The sequence below is a fragment of the Cupriavidus sp. FW305-46 genome (assembly GCF_058787075.1).
On record NZ_JBYSZI010000053.1, the window covers coordinates 33,991 to 48,204 of the forward strand.

Sequence of the window (14,214 nt, forward strand, 5' to 3'; positions counted from 1 at the left end):
AGTTGCTATGCATTGGTTCAATCAATTGCGCGTCACGACCAGGCTGGTTGCCGGATTCCTGGTCGTTGCCGTGATCGGCGCCGTGATGGGGCTGCTGGGTGTGGTCAACATGGGGCGCATGGCCGACTGGACCGGCAAGATCTACCACGGCGACCTGCAGGCGCTGAAGGCCGTGCAGGACGCCAATATCAACCTGGTCTATGCCAGCCGCGCGCAGATCGGGCTGCTGTCGGCATCGACCATGGGCGAGCGGGCGGCCGAGAAGGAGCAGATCGTGAAGTCGCTCGGCGCCATGGATGAGCGCATCCGCCAGGTCGCTGGCGCTTTCGAGAAGGCCGAGGGCAAGGCACTGGTCAAGCAGTACCAGGAGCTGTCGCCGGCGTTCCGCGCGCGCATGGAGAAGTACGTCGAACTGATCAGCAAGCAGCCGCTGGATACCTCGCAGTTTGAAAGCCAGGTGTTCTCCGAGAGCGCCGAGCTGCTCAAGGACAGCCATGCGCTGGAAGCGGTGATGTTCCAGATGGTCAAGCGCCGCGACGACCGCGCCCGCAACAACATGGAAGAAGCGCGCAGCGTCTACGACGCGACGCGCCTGTGGATGCTGGGCCTGGTGCTGGGCGGCCTGGCGCTGTCGGTGCTGCTGGGCGTGCTGCTGGCGCGGGCGCTGTCGCGCCAGCTGGGCGGCGAGCCGGGCTATGCGGCCGCGATTGCCGCGCGCATTGCCGAAGGCGACTTCTCCGCGCCGGTGGCCACGCGCGCAGGCGACAAGGGCAGCCTGGTCTATGCGATGCAGCAGATGCAGCAGCAGCTGTCGCGCATGGTGCGCGATTTCAAGGTGTCGGCCGAATCCATCGGCAGCGCCTCGCGTGAAATCGCCGCGGGCAACAACGACCTGTCGCAGCGCACTGAGCAGCAGGCGGCGGCGCTGGAGCAGACGGCGTCGAGCATGGAAGAGCTGACCAGCACGGTGCGTCAGAACGCGGACAACGCGCGCCAGGCCAGCGGGCTGGCGGCGAATGCGTCGGAGACGGCGCTGCGCGGCGGTGAAGTGGTGGGCCGGGTGGTGCAGACCATGGACGAGATCAACGATGCATCGAAGAAGATCGTCGACATCATCGGCGTGATCGAAGGCATCGCCTTCCAGACCAACATCCTGGCGCTGAACGCGGCGGTGGAAGCGGCGCGCGCCGGCGAGCAGGGCCGCGGCTTCGCGGTGGTGGCGGGCGAGGTGCGCAGCCTGGCGCAGCGCAGCGCCAACGCGGCCAAGGAGATCAAGGGGCTGATCGGCGATACGGTGGAGCGCGTGGACAACGGCTCGGCGCTGGTGGGCCAGGCGGGCAAGACCATGGAAGAGATCGTGCAGGCGGTCAAGCGCGTGACCGACATCATGGGCGAGATCAGCGCGGCGTCGGCCGAGCAGAGCACGGGCATCGAGCAGGTCAACCAGGCCGTGGCGCAGATGGACGAGGGCACGCAGCAGAACGCGGCGCTAGTGGAAGAAGCCGCCGCTGCTGCCGGCGCGCTGGAAGAGCAGGCCAGCCGGCTGCAGGCGGCCGTGGCGACGTTCCGCCTGGCGGCCGAGGATGCCCGCGCGGGTTCGTTCGTGGCCCACTCGCTGCCTGCGGCGACGGCAGTGCCGGCCAAGGTGTCTCATGCCGCCGGCGCGGTGCGCGCCATCGCTGCCGGCAAGCGGGTCGCCAAGGCCCTGCCCGCCAGCACGAAGGCCGCGGCTGCGCCTGCGGCGGACCATGCCGCCGCAGCCGAGGCGGCTGATGCCGTCGCCGCGCAGCCGGCGCGGCTGGTGGCAGGCAGAGCCTCGCGGCCCGCGCTGGCAGCCGCCGACAACGGCGACTGGAGCGCGTTCTGATCCCCACTGGCAACGGGCCGCGCGGCGTCCCGGATGGCAAGGCTATGACGACCGAGATCAACCTGGCTCTGCCGCATGACGATGCGGCCCGGCTGCGCAAGGAATTCGAGCAGTTCGTCGGGGTCTCGACCGGCCTGGACCGCGAGTTCCTGCCGCCCGATTTCCAGGAATTCCTGCGCGCGCGGCTGCTGCAGCATGACGGCCCGCTCACCGAGCGCGCGGTCTCGCGGCTGCTGTCCGGCGGTGAATACGGCTGGGCCCGCCGCGTGTTCGACAAGCAGTTGCCCAATGCGCTGGCGGCGCTGATGCGCGATGCCCAGCGCTTTGGCTTCGGGCTGGCGGTGCAGCCGGACTGGACGCCGGACCAGCGCCTGGCGCATGCGCGCGAATGGGCGGCGCAGGTGCTGTCCGAATGCGGCGCCGATGCCGCCTTCACCGAGGCGCTCGCCACGCAGGTGGCGGCTTCGGCAGAAGACGTGCGGGTGCTGGAAGAGCGCATGCGCACGCCCGCATGGCGCCTGGCCGAAAGCCTGCGCCAGCGCGCCTATGACCTGATGTACGCGCTGCAGACCGAAGACAGCGAAGCCGCTGGCCGCGCCCGCGTGGGCGAGCTGCGCGGCATGCTGGGCCTGGCCCTGGAGTACGGCTCGGTGCGGCCGGAAGAAGCCTCGCGCGTGCTGGAGCAGGTGGAGCGCATGCGCCCGGCGCTGTTCCGCGAAGCGCCCGACGATGTGTTCGCCCGGCTGGCGGCGTGGCTGCGGCGCATGTTCCGGCCATGAGCCAGCCATAGGCCTGGCGGGCGGAATCCCGCCGCAATTTTCGAACGGCTATTTCTGACAGATTGCGCGTGCTAACCGCACTCGCGCCACTCGTCAATAGAGGAATCCAGCAGGCTCCCGAAAGGGCTCGCCATGCGTTTGACCGAGATGACGTTTGCGGGACATGAGTTGATTCCGGTCAAATGTCAGGGGTGTGAACTGTTACAAAATGTGCGCGCTCATGTATGTTTCATGCGACATTTGGTTTCCCCCCCGCGTAAGTAGGGATTGGCATTGCGGGTAGATTGCCGATATAAACGTAACAGTCTCACTTACACTCTGTAACACTTGTAACGGAGTTGATTACAGTTTGACACGGGCGTAGCTCCTTAGTCGTACGTTGTACCCGCCCAGCCGCAAACAAACGATCTGGTCGCCGGGGCCCGCGAGGGCATCGGTAAGCGCCGGACAAGCGGCCACGGTGGGTTTTTGGTAGCGGGGATAAATTGGAAAGCAGTGAAGTTCTCCAGGAGATCAGGGAGGTTAACCTCGCTTATCTGCTGCTCGCGCAACGCCTGGTGCGCGAAAACCAGGTCGAAGCCATGTTCCGGCTCGGGGTCAGCAAGGAAATTGCGGATATTCTTGCCAAGCTGACTTCCGCGCAACTCGTCAAACTGGCGGCATCCAACATGGTGCTGTGCAGGTTTCGCTTTGACGACCATGCGCTTCTGTCCACTCTCACCCACACGGCCAAGAGCCATGACATGCAGCAGATCCACGCCGCGATCCTGCTTGCACGCCAGCCTGTGGAGTCGCTCAATTGACCGCGCTCCTGCAGGCCGAGCCTACCCGGAGTTACACGGCCACCTCCGTTCCCAGCCGCAAGAGCGTGCTCCAGGACGCCAACCAGACCCAGCTCGCCATTGAACTGATCGGCCTGGGTGCGCGCCTGCAGGTGCTTGAAGCCGAGACCACGCTGTCGCGTGACCGGCTCATCCGCCTGTACAAGGAGCTGCGCGGCGTCTCGCCCCCCAAGGGCATGCTTCCCTTCTCGACGGACTGGTTCACCACCTGGCTGCCGAATATCCACTCGTCGCTGTTCTTCTCCGCCTACCAGTTCATGGTGCAGGAAGGCGAGACCGTGGGCATTCGCGCGGTGGTGGCTGCCTACCGCCTGTACCTTGAGCATGTTTCGCTGCTGGGCGGCGAAATTGTCTTAAGTTTCACGCGTGCCTGGACGTTAGTACGGTTCTTCGAGAGCAACATGCTGCAGCTGTCCCGGTGCACGTGTTGCGGCGGGCAGTTTGTCACGCACGCGTATGAGCCGCACGCGAATTTCGTGTGCAGCCTGTGCCGTCCGCCGTCACGCGCAGGGAAAGTGAAGAAGCTCTCGAAAGACGCCGCCGCCGTGCAGACCAACGCCTGATCCTGGTCAAGGTCCGCCGGCTGGCAAGCTTGCAGCGCTGGCGGACGGACCACTCTCCGTTCGCCCGTGCCCGGGCAATTGTGCGTGACCGACGCGCGTTTTTAGACGGGGATCCGATCGTGCTAGTAGTTCTTGGCTATGTCGTCGTGGTTGTGGCGGTGCTTGGCGGTTACGCCATGACCGGCGGCCACATGGGCGCGCTATATCAACCGGCGGAATTTGTGATCATCGGGGGCGCCGCCTTCGGCGCCTTCATCGCCACCAATACAGCAAAGGCCATCAAGGCCACCGTCAAGGCCCTGCCGGGCCTGTTCAAGAGTTCCAAGTACAAGAAAGAGCTGTACCTGGACGTCATGTCGTTGCTGTACGTGCTGCTGTCCAAGGCACGGCGCGAGGGCATCCTGTTCCTGGAAAAGGAAATCGCGGACCCCGCCGCCAGCAGCGTCTTCAGCCAGTACCCGCGCATCCTGTCGGATCCGGTGGTGATGGAATTCCTCACCGACTACCTGCGCATGATGGTCAACGGCAACATGAACGCCTTCGAGATCGAGGCCCTGATGGACCACGAGATCGAGACCTTCCGCCACGAGGCCGAGATCCCCGCCCATGCGCTGTCGCGCGTCGGCGACGCGCTGCCCGCCTTCGGCATTGTTGCCGCGGTGATGGGCGTGGTGCATGCGCTGGGTTCGGCCGACCTGCCGCCGGCCGAGCTGGGCGCGCTGATCGCGCACGCCATGGTCGGCACCTTCCTCGGCATCCTGCTGGCCTATGGCTTTGTCTCGCCGCTGGCCGCGCGTATCGAGCTGCAGGTATCCGAGAACGTCAAAGTCTACGAATGCATCAAGGTGGTGCTGCTGGCCTCGCTCAACGGCTACGCGCCGCTGGTGGCGGTGGAATTCGGCCGCAAGGTGCTGTACTCCACGGTGCGGCCGTCGTTCCTTGAGCTCGACGACCACGTGCGTGAAGTCAAGAGCCTGAATTAAGGCGCGCAAGCAGCAAGGAGCACCGTCATGAGCAGCGCACACGATATGCGTCCGATCATCGTCCGCCGGGCGAAATCGCACGCCAGGCCGCACGGCAACCACAGCTGGAAGATCGCCTACGCCGACTTCATGACGGCGATGATGGCGCTGTTCCTGGTGCTGTGGCTGCTGTCCAGCGCCAACAAGAAGACGCTGGAAGGCATTGCCGAGTACTTCCGCATGCCGCTCAAGGTGGCCATCGTCGGCGGCGAGAAGAGCAGCCAGACCCCGAGCGTGATCCCGGGCGGCGGCCAGGATGCGCTGCGCAAGGACGGCGACACCATGCGCGCGCGCACCAACGAACCCAGCGACGAGCAGCGGCGCAACGAGCAGCAGGAAGCGCAGCGCCTGCGCGCGCTCAAGCAGCGGCTCGAGCAGATCATCGAGAACAACCCGGTGCTGCGCCAGTTCCGGCCGCAGCTGCTGCTGGACATCACCAGCGAGGGGCTGCGCATCCAGATCCTGGATACGCAGAACCGGCCGATGTTCCGCACCGGCAGCGCCACGGTCGAGACCTATATGCGCACCATCCTGCGCGAGATCGGGCCGGTCCTGAACGAGCTGCCCAACAAGGTCAGCCTGTCGGGCCATACCGATGCGGCCAACTATTCCAACGGCGAGCGCACCTACAGCAACTGGGAGCTGTCGGGCGACCGCGCCAACGCTTCGCGCCGCGAGCTGATCGCCGGCGGCATGCAGGAGGGCAAGGTGCTGCGCGTGCTGGGCCTGGCCGCGACCATGCCGCTGGACAAGGAAGACCTGCTGGCGCCGGTGAACCGGCGCATCAGCATCGTGGTGCTCAACCAAAAGGCCCAGGCGCGCTTCGAGGCCGAGAACGCCAGCGCCGCCGAGGTCACGGTGGCGGCGCAGGCCGGCAAGGCCGCGCAGGAGATGCAGGCGGGGCTGGCAGCGGCCTCAGCGCCTGCGCCTGCGCCCACGGGCAGCAAACCATGACGCGCGGCCGTTGCGGCAGCGCCAGTGCAGTAACCAAGTGACTCAGGACGCCATGTCTGTCGATATCGATATCACACAGTTTTACCAGACCTTCTTCGAGGAAGCGGAAGAACTGCTCGTCGAAATGGAGCAGCTGCTGCTCGGCCTGGACATTGAGTCGCCCGATCCCGAGCATCTGAACGCGATCTTCCGGGCGGCGCACTCCATCAAGGGCGGGGCTGCCACCTTCGGCTTCGCGGCGCTGACCGAGACCACCCATATTTTCGAGAACCTGCTGGACCGCACGCGCCGGCAGGAACTGGCGTTGACCAGGACCATCATCGACACCTTTCTGGAAACCAAGGACGTGTTGCAAGACCAGCTCAACGCCTACCGCAACGGCACCGAACCCGATCCGGAAACGCTGGCGCGCATCTGCGCCGTGCTGCAACAGCTGGCGCAGGAAGCCGCCGGCCATGCCGGCGCAGCTGCCCCGGCCCCGGCGCCCGCACCTGTTGTTGCCGCGACGGCTCCCGCTGCCGCTGCCGCGGGCGGCGGGCTCAAGATCCGCCTGATCCGGGTTTCCGCCTCCGACCAGGCGCTGCTGCGCGAGGAACTGGCCAACCTGGGCGAGATCACCGGCCAGCAAGAGGTGAATGGCGAACTGGTGGTGTGGCTCAACACCCAGTGCAGCGCCGACGACATCATCGCGGTGTGCTGCTTCGTGATCGACCTGGACCAGATCGTGATCGAAGCTGAAGCCGAGGCCCCTGCTGCTGCCCCCGCGGTGGTCGAGGCCCCTGTCCCGGCGCCCGTCCCGGTTGCCACGGCCCCCGCCCCCGCAGCGCCCTCCGCCGCGCGCGAGAAGGCCAAGCCGCAGGCGAGCGCCGCGCACGGCGAAGGCTCGATCCGCGTGCCGACCGAGAAGGTCGACCAGATCATCAACCTGGTGGGCGAGCTGGTGATCACGCAATCGATGCTGGCGCAGACCGCGTCGGCGCTGGACCCGGTGCTGTTCGACCGCCTGTTCTCCGGCATGGGCCAGCTCGAGCGCAATGCGCGCGACCTGCAGGAAGCAGTGATGTCGATCCGCATGATGCCGATGGACTACGTGTTCTCGCGCTTCCCGCGGCTGGTGCGCGACCTGGCCAGCAAGCTCGGCAAGCAGATCGACCTGGTCACCTTCGGCAAGGCCACCGAGCTGGACAAGAGCCTGATCGAACGCATCATCGATCCGCTCACGCACCTGGTGCGCAACAGCCTGGATCACGGCATCGAAACCCCCGACAAGCGCGTGGCCGCAGGCAAGGACGCGACCGGCCAGCTGATCCTGTCCGCGCAGCACCATGGCGGCAATATCGTCATTGAAGTCAGCGACGACGGCGGCGGCCTGAACCGCGAGCGCATCCTGGCCAAGGCCATCCAAAACGGCCTGCCGGTGTCCGAGACCATCACCGACGAGGAAGTCTGGCAGCTGATCTTCGCGCCGGGCTTTTCCACCGCCGAGGTCGTCACCGACGTGTCCGGCCGCGGCGTGGGCATGGACGTGGTCAAGCGCAACATCCAGGAAATGGGCGGTCATGTCGAGATCAGCTCGCGCCCGGGCCTGGGCACCACCATCCGCATCGTGCTGCCGCTGACGCTGGCGATCCTGGACGGCATGTCGGTCAAGGTGGGCGAAGAGACCTTCATCCTGCCGCTGAACTGCGTGATGGAGTCGCTGCAGCCCAAGGCTGAAGACGTCCATACCGCGGCCAATTCGGACCGCGTCATGCACGTGCGCGGCGAATACCTGCCGCTGCTGGAAATGCACCGCGTGTTCAACGTGTCCGGCGCGTTGCAGGAGCCCACGCAGGGCATCGCCGTGATCCTGCAGGCCGAAGGCAAGCGCTTTGCGCTGCTGGTGGACCAGCTGATCGGCCAGCACCAGGTGGTGCTGAAGAACCTGGAAACCAACTACCGCAAGGTGCCGTGCATTTCCGCGGCCACCATCCTTGGCGACGGCAGCGTGGCGCTGATCGTCGATGTCGGCGCGCTGCAGCGCACCGGCGTGCGCCGGCAGGAACCGGCGCTGCAGCAGTAATCGTCCAATCACAGGAGAACAAGAGATCATGGCCGGCATCGGACACATCGATACCCCCGGAAGCGACGCTTCGGGCCAGGAGTTCCTGGTCTTCACGCTGGGGTCGGAGGAGTACGGCATCGACATCCTCAAGGTCCAGGAGATCCGCAGCTACGAGACCGTGACCCGCATCTCCAGCGCACCGGACTTCATCAAGGGCGTGACCAACCTGCGCGGCGTGATCGTGCCGATCGTCGACCTGCGGTTGAAGTTCCGCCTGGGCAACGTGCGCTACGACCACCAGACCGTGGTCATCATCCTGAACGTGGCTGGCCGCGTGGTCGGCATCGTGGTGGATGGCGTGTCGGACGTGCTGACCCTGACGGGCGATGCGATCAAGCCGGCGCCCGAGTTCGGCGTGTCGATCTCGACCGAGCACCTGACCGGGCTGGGCACCATCGACGGCCGCATGCTGGTGCTGATCGACATCGAGAAGCTGATGACCAGCCCCGAGATGGCACTGGTCGAAGCCGAGTACGCCTGACCCTGCATCACTGAAGCAACCCATGACGCCGTACCGCACCGCCGCCAGCGTACCCGGTCACACCGGGCCGGTCCCCGCGCCGGCCGCCCTCCTGCGGCGCGACGAAGCGCGCGACTTCCTGCTGACCGAACGCGACTTCGAGAAAATCCGCGCGCTGATCCACCGGCGCGCGGGCATCTCGCTGGGCAGCCACAAGCGCGAGATGGTTTACAGCCGGCTGGCGCGGCGGCTGCGCACGCTGCAGCTGTCGGACTTCGCCTCGTACCTGGCGCTGCTGGATGCGGATGACCGGTCGCCGGAGTGGGAATTCTTCACCAACGCGCTGACGACCAACCTGACTTCGTTCTTTCGCGAGTCGCACCACTTCCCGCTGCTGGCGGAGCACGCGAAGAAGACCGGGCGCCCCTACAGCGTCTGGTGTTCGGCCGCCTCCACCGGCGAAGAGCCGTACTCGATCGCCATCACGCTGGCTGAAGCGCTGGGCGATCGCGCCGGCACGGTGCTGGCCACCGATATCGACACCCAGGTGCTGGCCAAGGCCCGCAGCGGCGTCTATTCGGCCGACCAGGTGGCGCGGCTGTCGCCGGAACGGCTCAAGCGCTTCTTCCTGAAGGGCACCGGCCCGCGCACCGGCTCGGTCAAGGTCAAGCCGGAGCTGGCCGCCACCATCGCGTTCGAGCCGCTGAACCTGCTCGCGCCCGACTGGGGCATCCGCGAGCAGTTCGACGCCATCTTCTGCCGCAACGTGATGATCTACTTCGACAAGCCGACCCAGGGACGCATCCTGGAGCGCTTTGTGCCGCTGCTCAAGCCGCACGGGCTGCTGTTCGCCGGCCATTCGGAGAACTTCTCCTATGTCACGCGCGCGTTCCAGCTGCGCGGGCAGACCGTCTATGAACTGGCGCCCGCCGCGGCGGCAGGAAGGCCGTGATGCGCACGCCCCATCTGCCCGAAGCCCTCGCCACGCGCACCTACTTCGACCGCGAGTTCGGCAAGCAGGCCATCAAGCTGCTGCCCAACGAGTATTACGTGACCCGCGAGGACGTGGTGCTGACCACCGTGCTGGGCTCGTGCGTGGCCGCCTGCATCCGCGACGAGACCGCCGGCGTGGGCGGCATGAACCACTTCATGCTGCCCGATGACGACGGCAGCGCCGACCGCATGCTGTCCGCATCGATGCGCTACGGCAGCTATGCGCTGGAAGTACTGATCAACGAACTGCTCAAGATGGGCGCGCGCCGCGAGCGGCTGGAGGCCAAGGTCTTCGGCGGCGGGGCGGTGCTGGCCAACATGACCACGCTGAACATCGGCGACCGCAATGCGGATTTCGTGCTGCGCTACCTGAAGACCGAAGAGGTGCGCGTGGCGGCGCAGGACCTGCGCGGTCCGCATGCGCGCCGCGTCAGCTATTTTCCGATTGGCGGGCTGGCGCTGGTGCGCCGCCTGACGCGGCAGGACGACCAGGTTTCGGTGGCGCGCGATGAGCGCGCACTGGCGCGGGCCATTGCCACCTCGGCGCGAGAGCCCGCGCGCACGCCTGAACTGTTTGCGCGGCAGCAGCCTTACCCGCGCCCGCTTCCCTGAAACCCTTAAAAGCACGATCAATCATGACTGCCGCCAAGATCAAGGTGCTCTGCGTGGACGACTCCGCGCTGATCCGCAGCCTGATGACGGAGATCATCAACAGCCAGCCCGACATGGAAGTGGTGGGCACCGCGCCGGACCCGCTGGTCGCGCGCGACCTGATCAAGCGCCTGAACCCGGACGTGCTGACGCTGGACGTCGAAATGCCGCGCATGGATGGCCTGGACTTTCTGGAGCGGCTGATGCGGCTGCGGCCGATGCCGGTGCTGATGGTGTCGTCGCTGACCGAACGCGGCTCGGAAATCACCATGCGCGCGCTGGAGCTGGGCGCGGTGGACTTTGTCACCAAGCCCAAGCTGGGCATCCGCGACGGGTTGCTGGAATACACCGACACCATCGCCGACAAGCTGCGCGCCGCCTCGCGTGCCCGCGTGCGCGCGGCGACGCAGCCGGCCGCGGCATCCGCCACCGGCACCGCGCCCGTGCCGATGCTGCGCAGCCCGCTGCTATCGACCGAGAAGCTGATCATCCTGGGCGCCTCCACCGGCGGCACCGAGGCCATCAAGGAATTCCTGATGCCGCTGCCGCCCGACAGCCCCGCGGTGCTGATCGTCCAGCATATGCCGGCCGGCTTCACGCGTTCGTTCGCGCAGCGGCTGGACGGCCTGTGTCGCATCACGGTCAAGGAAGCCGTGCACGGCGAGCGCGTGCTGCCGGGCCATGCGTACATTGCCCCGGGCGACTCGCACCTGCTGCTGGCACGCAGCGGCGCCAACTACGTCGCGCACCTGTCGCAGGAGGCACCGGTCAACCGCCATCGCCCGTCGGTCGACGTGTTGTTCGATTCGGCCGCGCAGCACGGCGGCAAGAACGTGATCGGCGTGATCCTGACCGGCATGGGCAAGGACGGCGCGCGCGGCATGCTGCGCATGCGCGAGGCCGGCGCCTATAACCTGGCGCAGGACGAGCACACCTGCATCGTGTTTGGCATGCCGAAGGAGGCGATTGCCGCCGGCGGCGTGCATGAAATCGTGCCCTTGCCGGCGATGACCCAGCGCGTGATGGCGCGCCTGGCCACGTACGGCACGCGCGCGCAACGGGTCTGAACGGACCCGCAAACCTGAACAAGCCCAGACAACAAGCTGAAACAACAAGCTGGACCAACTAGCCAACACTGCATTTACCTGGAGCCCTCAAAGTGGACAAGAGCATCAAGATCCTGGTCGTGGACGATTTCCCGACCATGCGCCGGATCATCCGCAACCTGCTCAAGGAGCTGGGATTCGTCAACGTCGAGGAAGCCGAGGACGGCGCCGCCGGCCTGGAGAAGGCCAAGGACGGCAGCTTCCAGTTCGTGATCTCGGACTGGAACATGCCCAACATGGACGGCCTGTCGATGCTGCAGGCGATCCGCGCGGACGCGAATATCGGCAAGATCCCCGTGCTGATGGTGACGGCCGAGGCCAAGAAGGAAAACATCATCGCAGCGGCCCAGGCCGGCGCCAACGGCTACGTAGTCAAGCCGTTCACGGCCGCCACGCTGGACGAGAAGATCACCAAGATCTTCGAAAAGCTCGGCGGCTGAGGCGGAGGCGCGTTTGTCATGACCCCCACCCTGAGCAATGATTCCGCCGAGCAACTGATCCTCCGCATCGGCAACCTGACGCGCATGCTGCGCGACAACATGCGCGAGCTCGGCCTGGACAAGGAGATCGAGCGCGCCGCGCAGGCCATCCCCGATGCGCGCGACCGGCTCAACTACATCGCCGCGATGACCGAGCAGGCCGCCGAGCGCACGCTGAACGCGGTCGAACTGGCGCAGCCGATCCAGTCCGACATCGAACAGCAGGCCGAGACGCTGGACAAGCGCTGGGCGGCCTGGTTCGACCAGCCGGTGGAACTGGCCGACGCACGCTCGCTGGTGCTCGACACCCGCGCGTTCCTGTCCGAGGTCCCGGGCCAGGCCCGCGCCACCAACAGCCACCTGCTCGACATCATGATGGCGCAGGACTTCCAGGACCTGACCGGCCAGGTCATCAAGAAGATGATGGACATGATCCGCACGCTGGAGCAGGAGCTGCTGCAGGTGCTGATCGACAACGTGCCGTCCGAGCGGCGCGTGGAAGCGCAGGCGCCGTCGACACTGATGAATGGGCCGCAGGTGAATCCGGAAGGGAAGCCGGATGTGGTGTCGGACCAGGCGCAGGTGGATGATTTGTTGGCGAGTCTGGGGTTCTGAGGTTTTGGTTGGGCAGGTGGTGGGAAGCCTTCGGCTGCGCTGCGCTGCGCGCACGCCCTATCTCAGCTCTTGGGCTCGGGCACGGAGTGCATCGCTGCTCTGGCACAGCGTTGTCGCATGCGAGCCCAACAGCTGTTTCCTCCCGCATGTTTTCTCCCCTCTCCCGCGTGTATAGACCGGGGACATAGGTAACACCTGTTCGGGGACATGGGTAACACAACTAGACTGGCTGGCAGTGTCTTTTGGGAGACCTGCCATGCCATGGAAGGAAGTGTCACTCATGGATCAACGCAGGGAACTGGTGATGCTGGCCAGCCAGCCAGGAGCGAACCGGCGGGAGTTGGCCAGGCGATGGGGCATTGCCCCGAAGACGTTGTACAAGTGGCTGTCGCGCTACGCCGAGTCGGGCGAGGGCGGGCTGACAGACCAGTGTCGACGGCCCGCAGCCAATCCGTTGCGTACCGCGCCGGAGCTTGAGCGCCAGGTATTGGCCTTGCGAGACGAGCATCCTTACTGGGGTGCGCGCAAGCTGGCCAAGCTGCTGCAGAACGCCGGCGTGGACGCACTGCCGGCGCCCAGTACCATTCACGAGATCCTGCGCCGCCACGGCCGCCTGGGCGTGGGCGTTGCCGCGGGCCAGCAGCCGTTCCAGCGCTTTGAGCATGCCGAGCCCAATACCTTGTGGCAGATGGACTTCAAAGGCTACGTGCGCAACGAGCGCGGGATTTGTCATCCGCTGACGGTGCTCGATGACCATTCGCGATTCAACCTGTGCCTTGCTGCCTGTGGCGACGAGCGTGCTGAGACGGTCCAGTCCAGGTTGATTGCGACGTTTCGCCGCTACGGCTTGCCGCACCGCATGACGATGGACAACGGTCCGCCATGGGGCGGCGATTCCGAAGGCCTGGGCTATACGGCGCTGACGGTCTGGCTGATGCAGCTGGGCATCGAAGTCAGCCACTCAAGGCCATATCACCCCCAGACCCAAGGCAAGGACGAGCGGTTTCATCGCACCCTCAAGGTCGAACTATTGCAGCATCGGCGTTTTGCGGACAACGACGAAGCGCAGCGCGTCTTCGACCGCTATCGCGAAACCTATAACGGCAAGCGCCCGCACGAAGCATTGGGCATGGCGGTGCCCATGCAGCGCTATCGTGCCAGCGTCATTGCATATCCGGAGATGCTGCCAGCCGCCGAGTACCTGTCTTGTGACAAGGTCTATAAAGTTGACAGGTCCGCGCGCATTGCAGTGGGCCGGCGGCGCTTTAAGATTGGCAAAGCGTTCATCGGCCAGCGCATTGCCTTGCGACCCACGGCGCAGGACGGCTGCTACCGCGTGTGGTTCAGCCGCTTTGAGATCGGAGAGCGTGACCTGCGCGCATCATGATGCGCGCAGGTCACGTGTCACCTATGTCTCCGAACACCTGTTACCCATGTCTCCGGTCTGTACACCGCGTGCGGGAGAGGGGCGGGGGAGAGGGCCGGCGCATCCACGAAGTCAACCGCATTAACACCTGCGCACCCGCATCATCCCCGGCAATTCGGCGATGAACGCTCTTTTAAGAGTTTGCCCATACTCGCGCTTGCTGCCCCTCTTCATACTGAGTCCGTCGCTGCGTCGTGGCGACCGGGTTTAGCAGCCCGAATGGATTAGGGCCGAACGACCGCCGTCAGGCGGTATCCTTACGTTCGCCGTGCCTGAGCATGCCACTTCAATGGGCGGGCCCTGGCAGGGGAGCCTCCGGGCTCGCCGGCTCCTAATCCCCGGTCTGCTAACCC

Annotated in this window: 13 protein-coding genes and 1 pseudogene; all 14 read left to right on the forward strand. The window is 65.8% G+C overall.

Going from position 1 to position 14,214, the window contains the following annotated elements:
* The first annotated feature begins 7 nt into the window (after positions 1 to 7).
* On the forward strand, positions 8 to 1,867 hold the full coding sequence (locus AC3WON_RS23375) for a methyl-accepting chemotaxis protein (protein ID WP_492352844.1): 1,860 nt from the start codon (positions 8 to 10) through the stop codon (positions 1,865 to 1,867).
* A gap of 44 nt (positions 1,868 to 1,911) precedes the next feature.
* Positions 1,912 to 2,646 (forward strand): DUF4088 domain-containing protein, encoded by a 735-nt coding sequence (locus AC3WON_RS23380; protein ID WP_492318146.1) that lies wholly within the window; start codon positions 1,912 to 1,914, stop codon positions 2,644 to 2,646.
* Between the two features lie 485 nt (positions 2,647 to 3,131).
* Positions 3,132 to 3,449: a flagellar transcriptional regulator FlhD gene (flhD, locus tag AC3WON_RS23385; RefSeq protein ID WP_010812713.1), complete on the forward strand. Its 318-nt coding sequence runs from the start codon at positions 3,132 to 3,134 to the stop codon at positions 3,447 to 3,449.
* The gene (gene flhC / locus AC3WON_RS23390; RefSeq protein WP_011616430.1) at positions 3,446 to 4,051 is read left to right on the forward strand and encodes a flagellar transcriptional regulator FlhC; all 606 of its coding nucleotides are present in this window, start codon (positions 3,446 to 3,448) and stop codon (positions 4,049 to 4,051) included. Before flhD ends, flhC begins: the two co-directional genes overlap by 4 nt.
* A 119-nt stretch (positions 4,052 to 4,170) precedes the next feature.
* On the forward strand, positions 4,171 to 5,034 hold the full coding sequence (gene motA, locus AC3WON_RS23395; RefSeq protein ID WP_492318144.1) for a flagellar motor stator protein MotA: 864 nt from the start codon (positions 4,171 to 4,173) through the stop codon (positions 5,032 to 5,034).
* A gap of 27 nt (positions 5,035 to 5,061) precedes the next feature.
* Positions 5,062 to 6,027 carry a flagellar motor protein MotB gene (gene motB / locus AC3WON_RS23400; protein WP_492318143.1) on the forward strand — a complete coding sequence of 322 codons (966 nt, stop codon included), beginning with the start codon at positions 5,062 to 5,064 and terminating at the stop codon, positions 6,025 to 6,027.
* 52 nt (positions 6,028 to 6,079) lie between these two features.
* Entirely contained in the window at positions 6,080 to 8,089 is a 2,010-nt protein-coding gene (gene cheA / locus AC3WON_RS23405; RefSeq protein ID WP_492352845.1) for a chemotaxis protein CheA, read from the forward strand.
* Positions 8,090 to 8,117: 28 nt separating this feature from the next.
* Positions 8,118 to 8,612, forward strand: a complete 495-nt coding sequence (locus AC3WON_RS23410; RefSeq protein WP_111521529.1) for a chemotaxis protein CheW — start codon at positions 8,118 to 8,120, stop codon at positions 8,610 to 8,612.
* Between the two features lie 22 nt (positions 8,613 to 8,634).
* Complete coding sequence (locus AC3WON_RS23415; protein WP_492352846.1) at positions 8,635 to 9,543, forward strand: CheR family methyltransferase; 909 nt, start codon at positions 8,635 to 8,637, stop codon at positions 9,541 to 9,543.
* Positions 9,543 to 10,196, forward strand: a complete 654-nt coding sequence (gene cheD / locus AC3WON_RS23420; protein WP_492352847.1) for a chemoreceptor glutamine deamidase CheD — start codon at positions 9,543 to 9,545, stop codon at positions 10,194 to 10,196. The genes AC3WON_RS23415 and cheD overlap by 1 nt, the downstream gene beginning before the upstream one ends.
* Before the next feature lie 23 nt (positions 10,197 to 10,219).
* Positions 10,220 to 11,302, forward strand: a complete 1,083-nt coding sequence (locus AC3WON_RS23425) for a protein-glutamate methylesterase/protein-glutamine glutaminase (protein WP_492318139.1) — start codon at positions 10,220 to 10,222, stop codon at positions 11,300 to 11,302.
* A 92-nt stretch (positions 11,303 to 11,394) separates the two neighbouring features.
* The gene (gene cheY, locus AC3WON_RS23430; protein ID WP_492352848.1) at positions 11,395 to 11,781 is read left to right on the forward strand and encodes a chemotaxis response regulator CheY; all 387 of its coding nucleotides are present in this window, start codon (positions 11,395 to 11,397) and stop codon (positions 11,779 to 11,781) included.
* Positions 11,782 to 11,799: 18 nt separating this feature from the next.
* Entirely contained in the window at positions 11,800 to 12,435 is a 636-nt protein-coding gene (gene cheZ / locus AC3WON_RS23435; RefSeq protein WP_492352849.1) for a protein phosphatase CheZ, read from the forward strand.
* Between the two features lie 256 nt (positions 12,436 to 12,691).
* Positions 12,692 to 13,813 (forward strand): annotated as a pseudogene (locus AC3WON_RS23440) (IS481 family transposase); the annotation flags it as partial.
* Positions 13,814 to 14,214 lie beyond the last annotated feature (401 nt).

Coding starts and splice junctions, on each gene's coding strand:
- AC3WON_RS23375 (WP_492352844.1), top strand. CDS start 8: ATGCATTGGTTCAATCAATTGCGCGTCACGACCAGGCTGGTTGCCGGA.
- AC3WON_RS23380 (WP_492318146.1), top strand. CDS start 1,912: ATGACGACCGAGATCAACCTGGCTCTGCCGCATGACGATGCGGCCCGG.
- motB (WP_492318143.1), top strand. CDS start 5,062: ATGAGCAGCGCACACGATATGCGTCCGATCATCGTCCGCCGGGCGAAA.
- cheA (WP_492352845.1), top strand. CDS start 6,080: ATGTCTGTCGATATCGATATCACACAGTTTTACCAGACCTTCTTCGAG.
- AC3WON_RS23410 (WP_111521529.1), top strand. CDS start 8,118: ATGGCCGGCATCGGACACATCGATACCCCCGGAAGCGACGCTTCGGGC.
- AC3WON_RS23415 (WP_492352846.1), top strand. CDS start 8,635: ATGACGCCGTACCGCACCGCCGCCAGCGTACCCGGTCACACCGGGCCG.
- cheD (WP_492352847.1), top strand. CDS start 9,543: ATGCGCACGCCCCATCTGCCCGAAGCCCTCGCCACGCGCACCTACTTC.
- AC3WON_RS23425 (WP_492318139.1), top strand. CDS start 10,220: ATGACTGCCGCCAAGATCAAGGTGCTCTGCGTGGACGACTCCGCGCTG.
- cheZ (WP_492352849.1), top strand. CDS start 11,800: ATGACCCCCACCCTGAGCAATGATTCCGCCGAGCAACTGATCCTCCGC.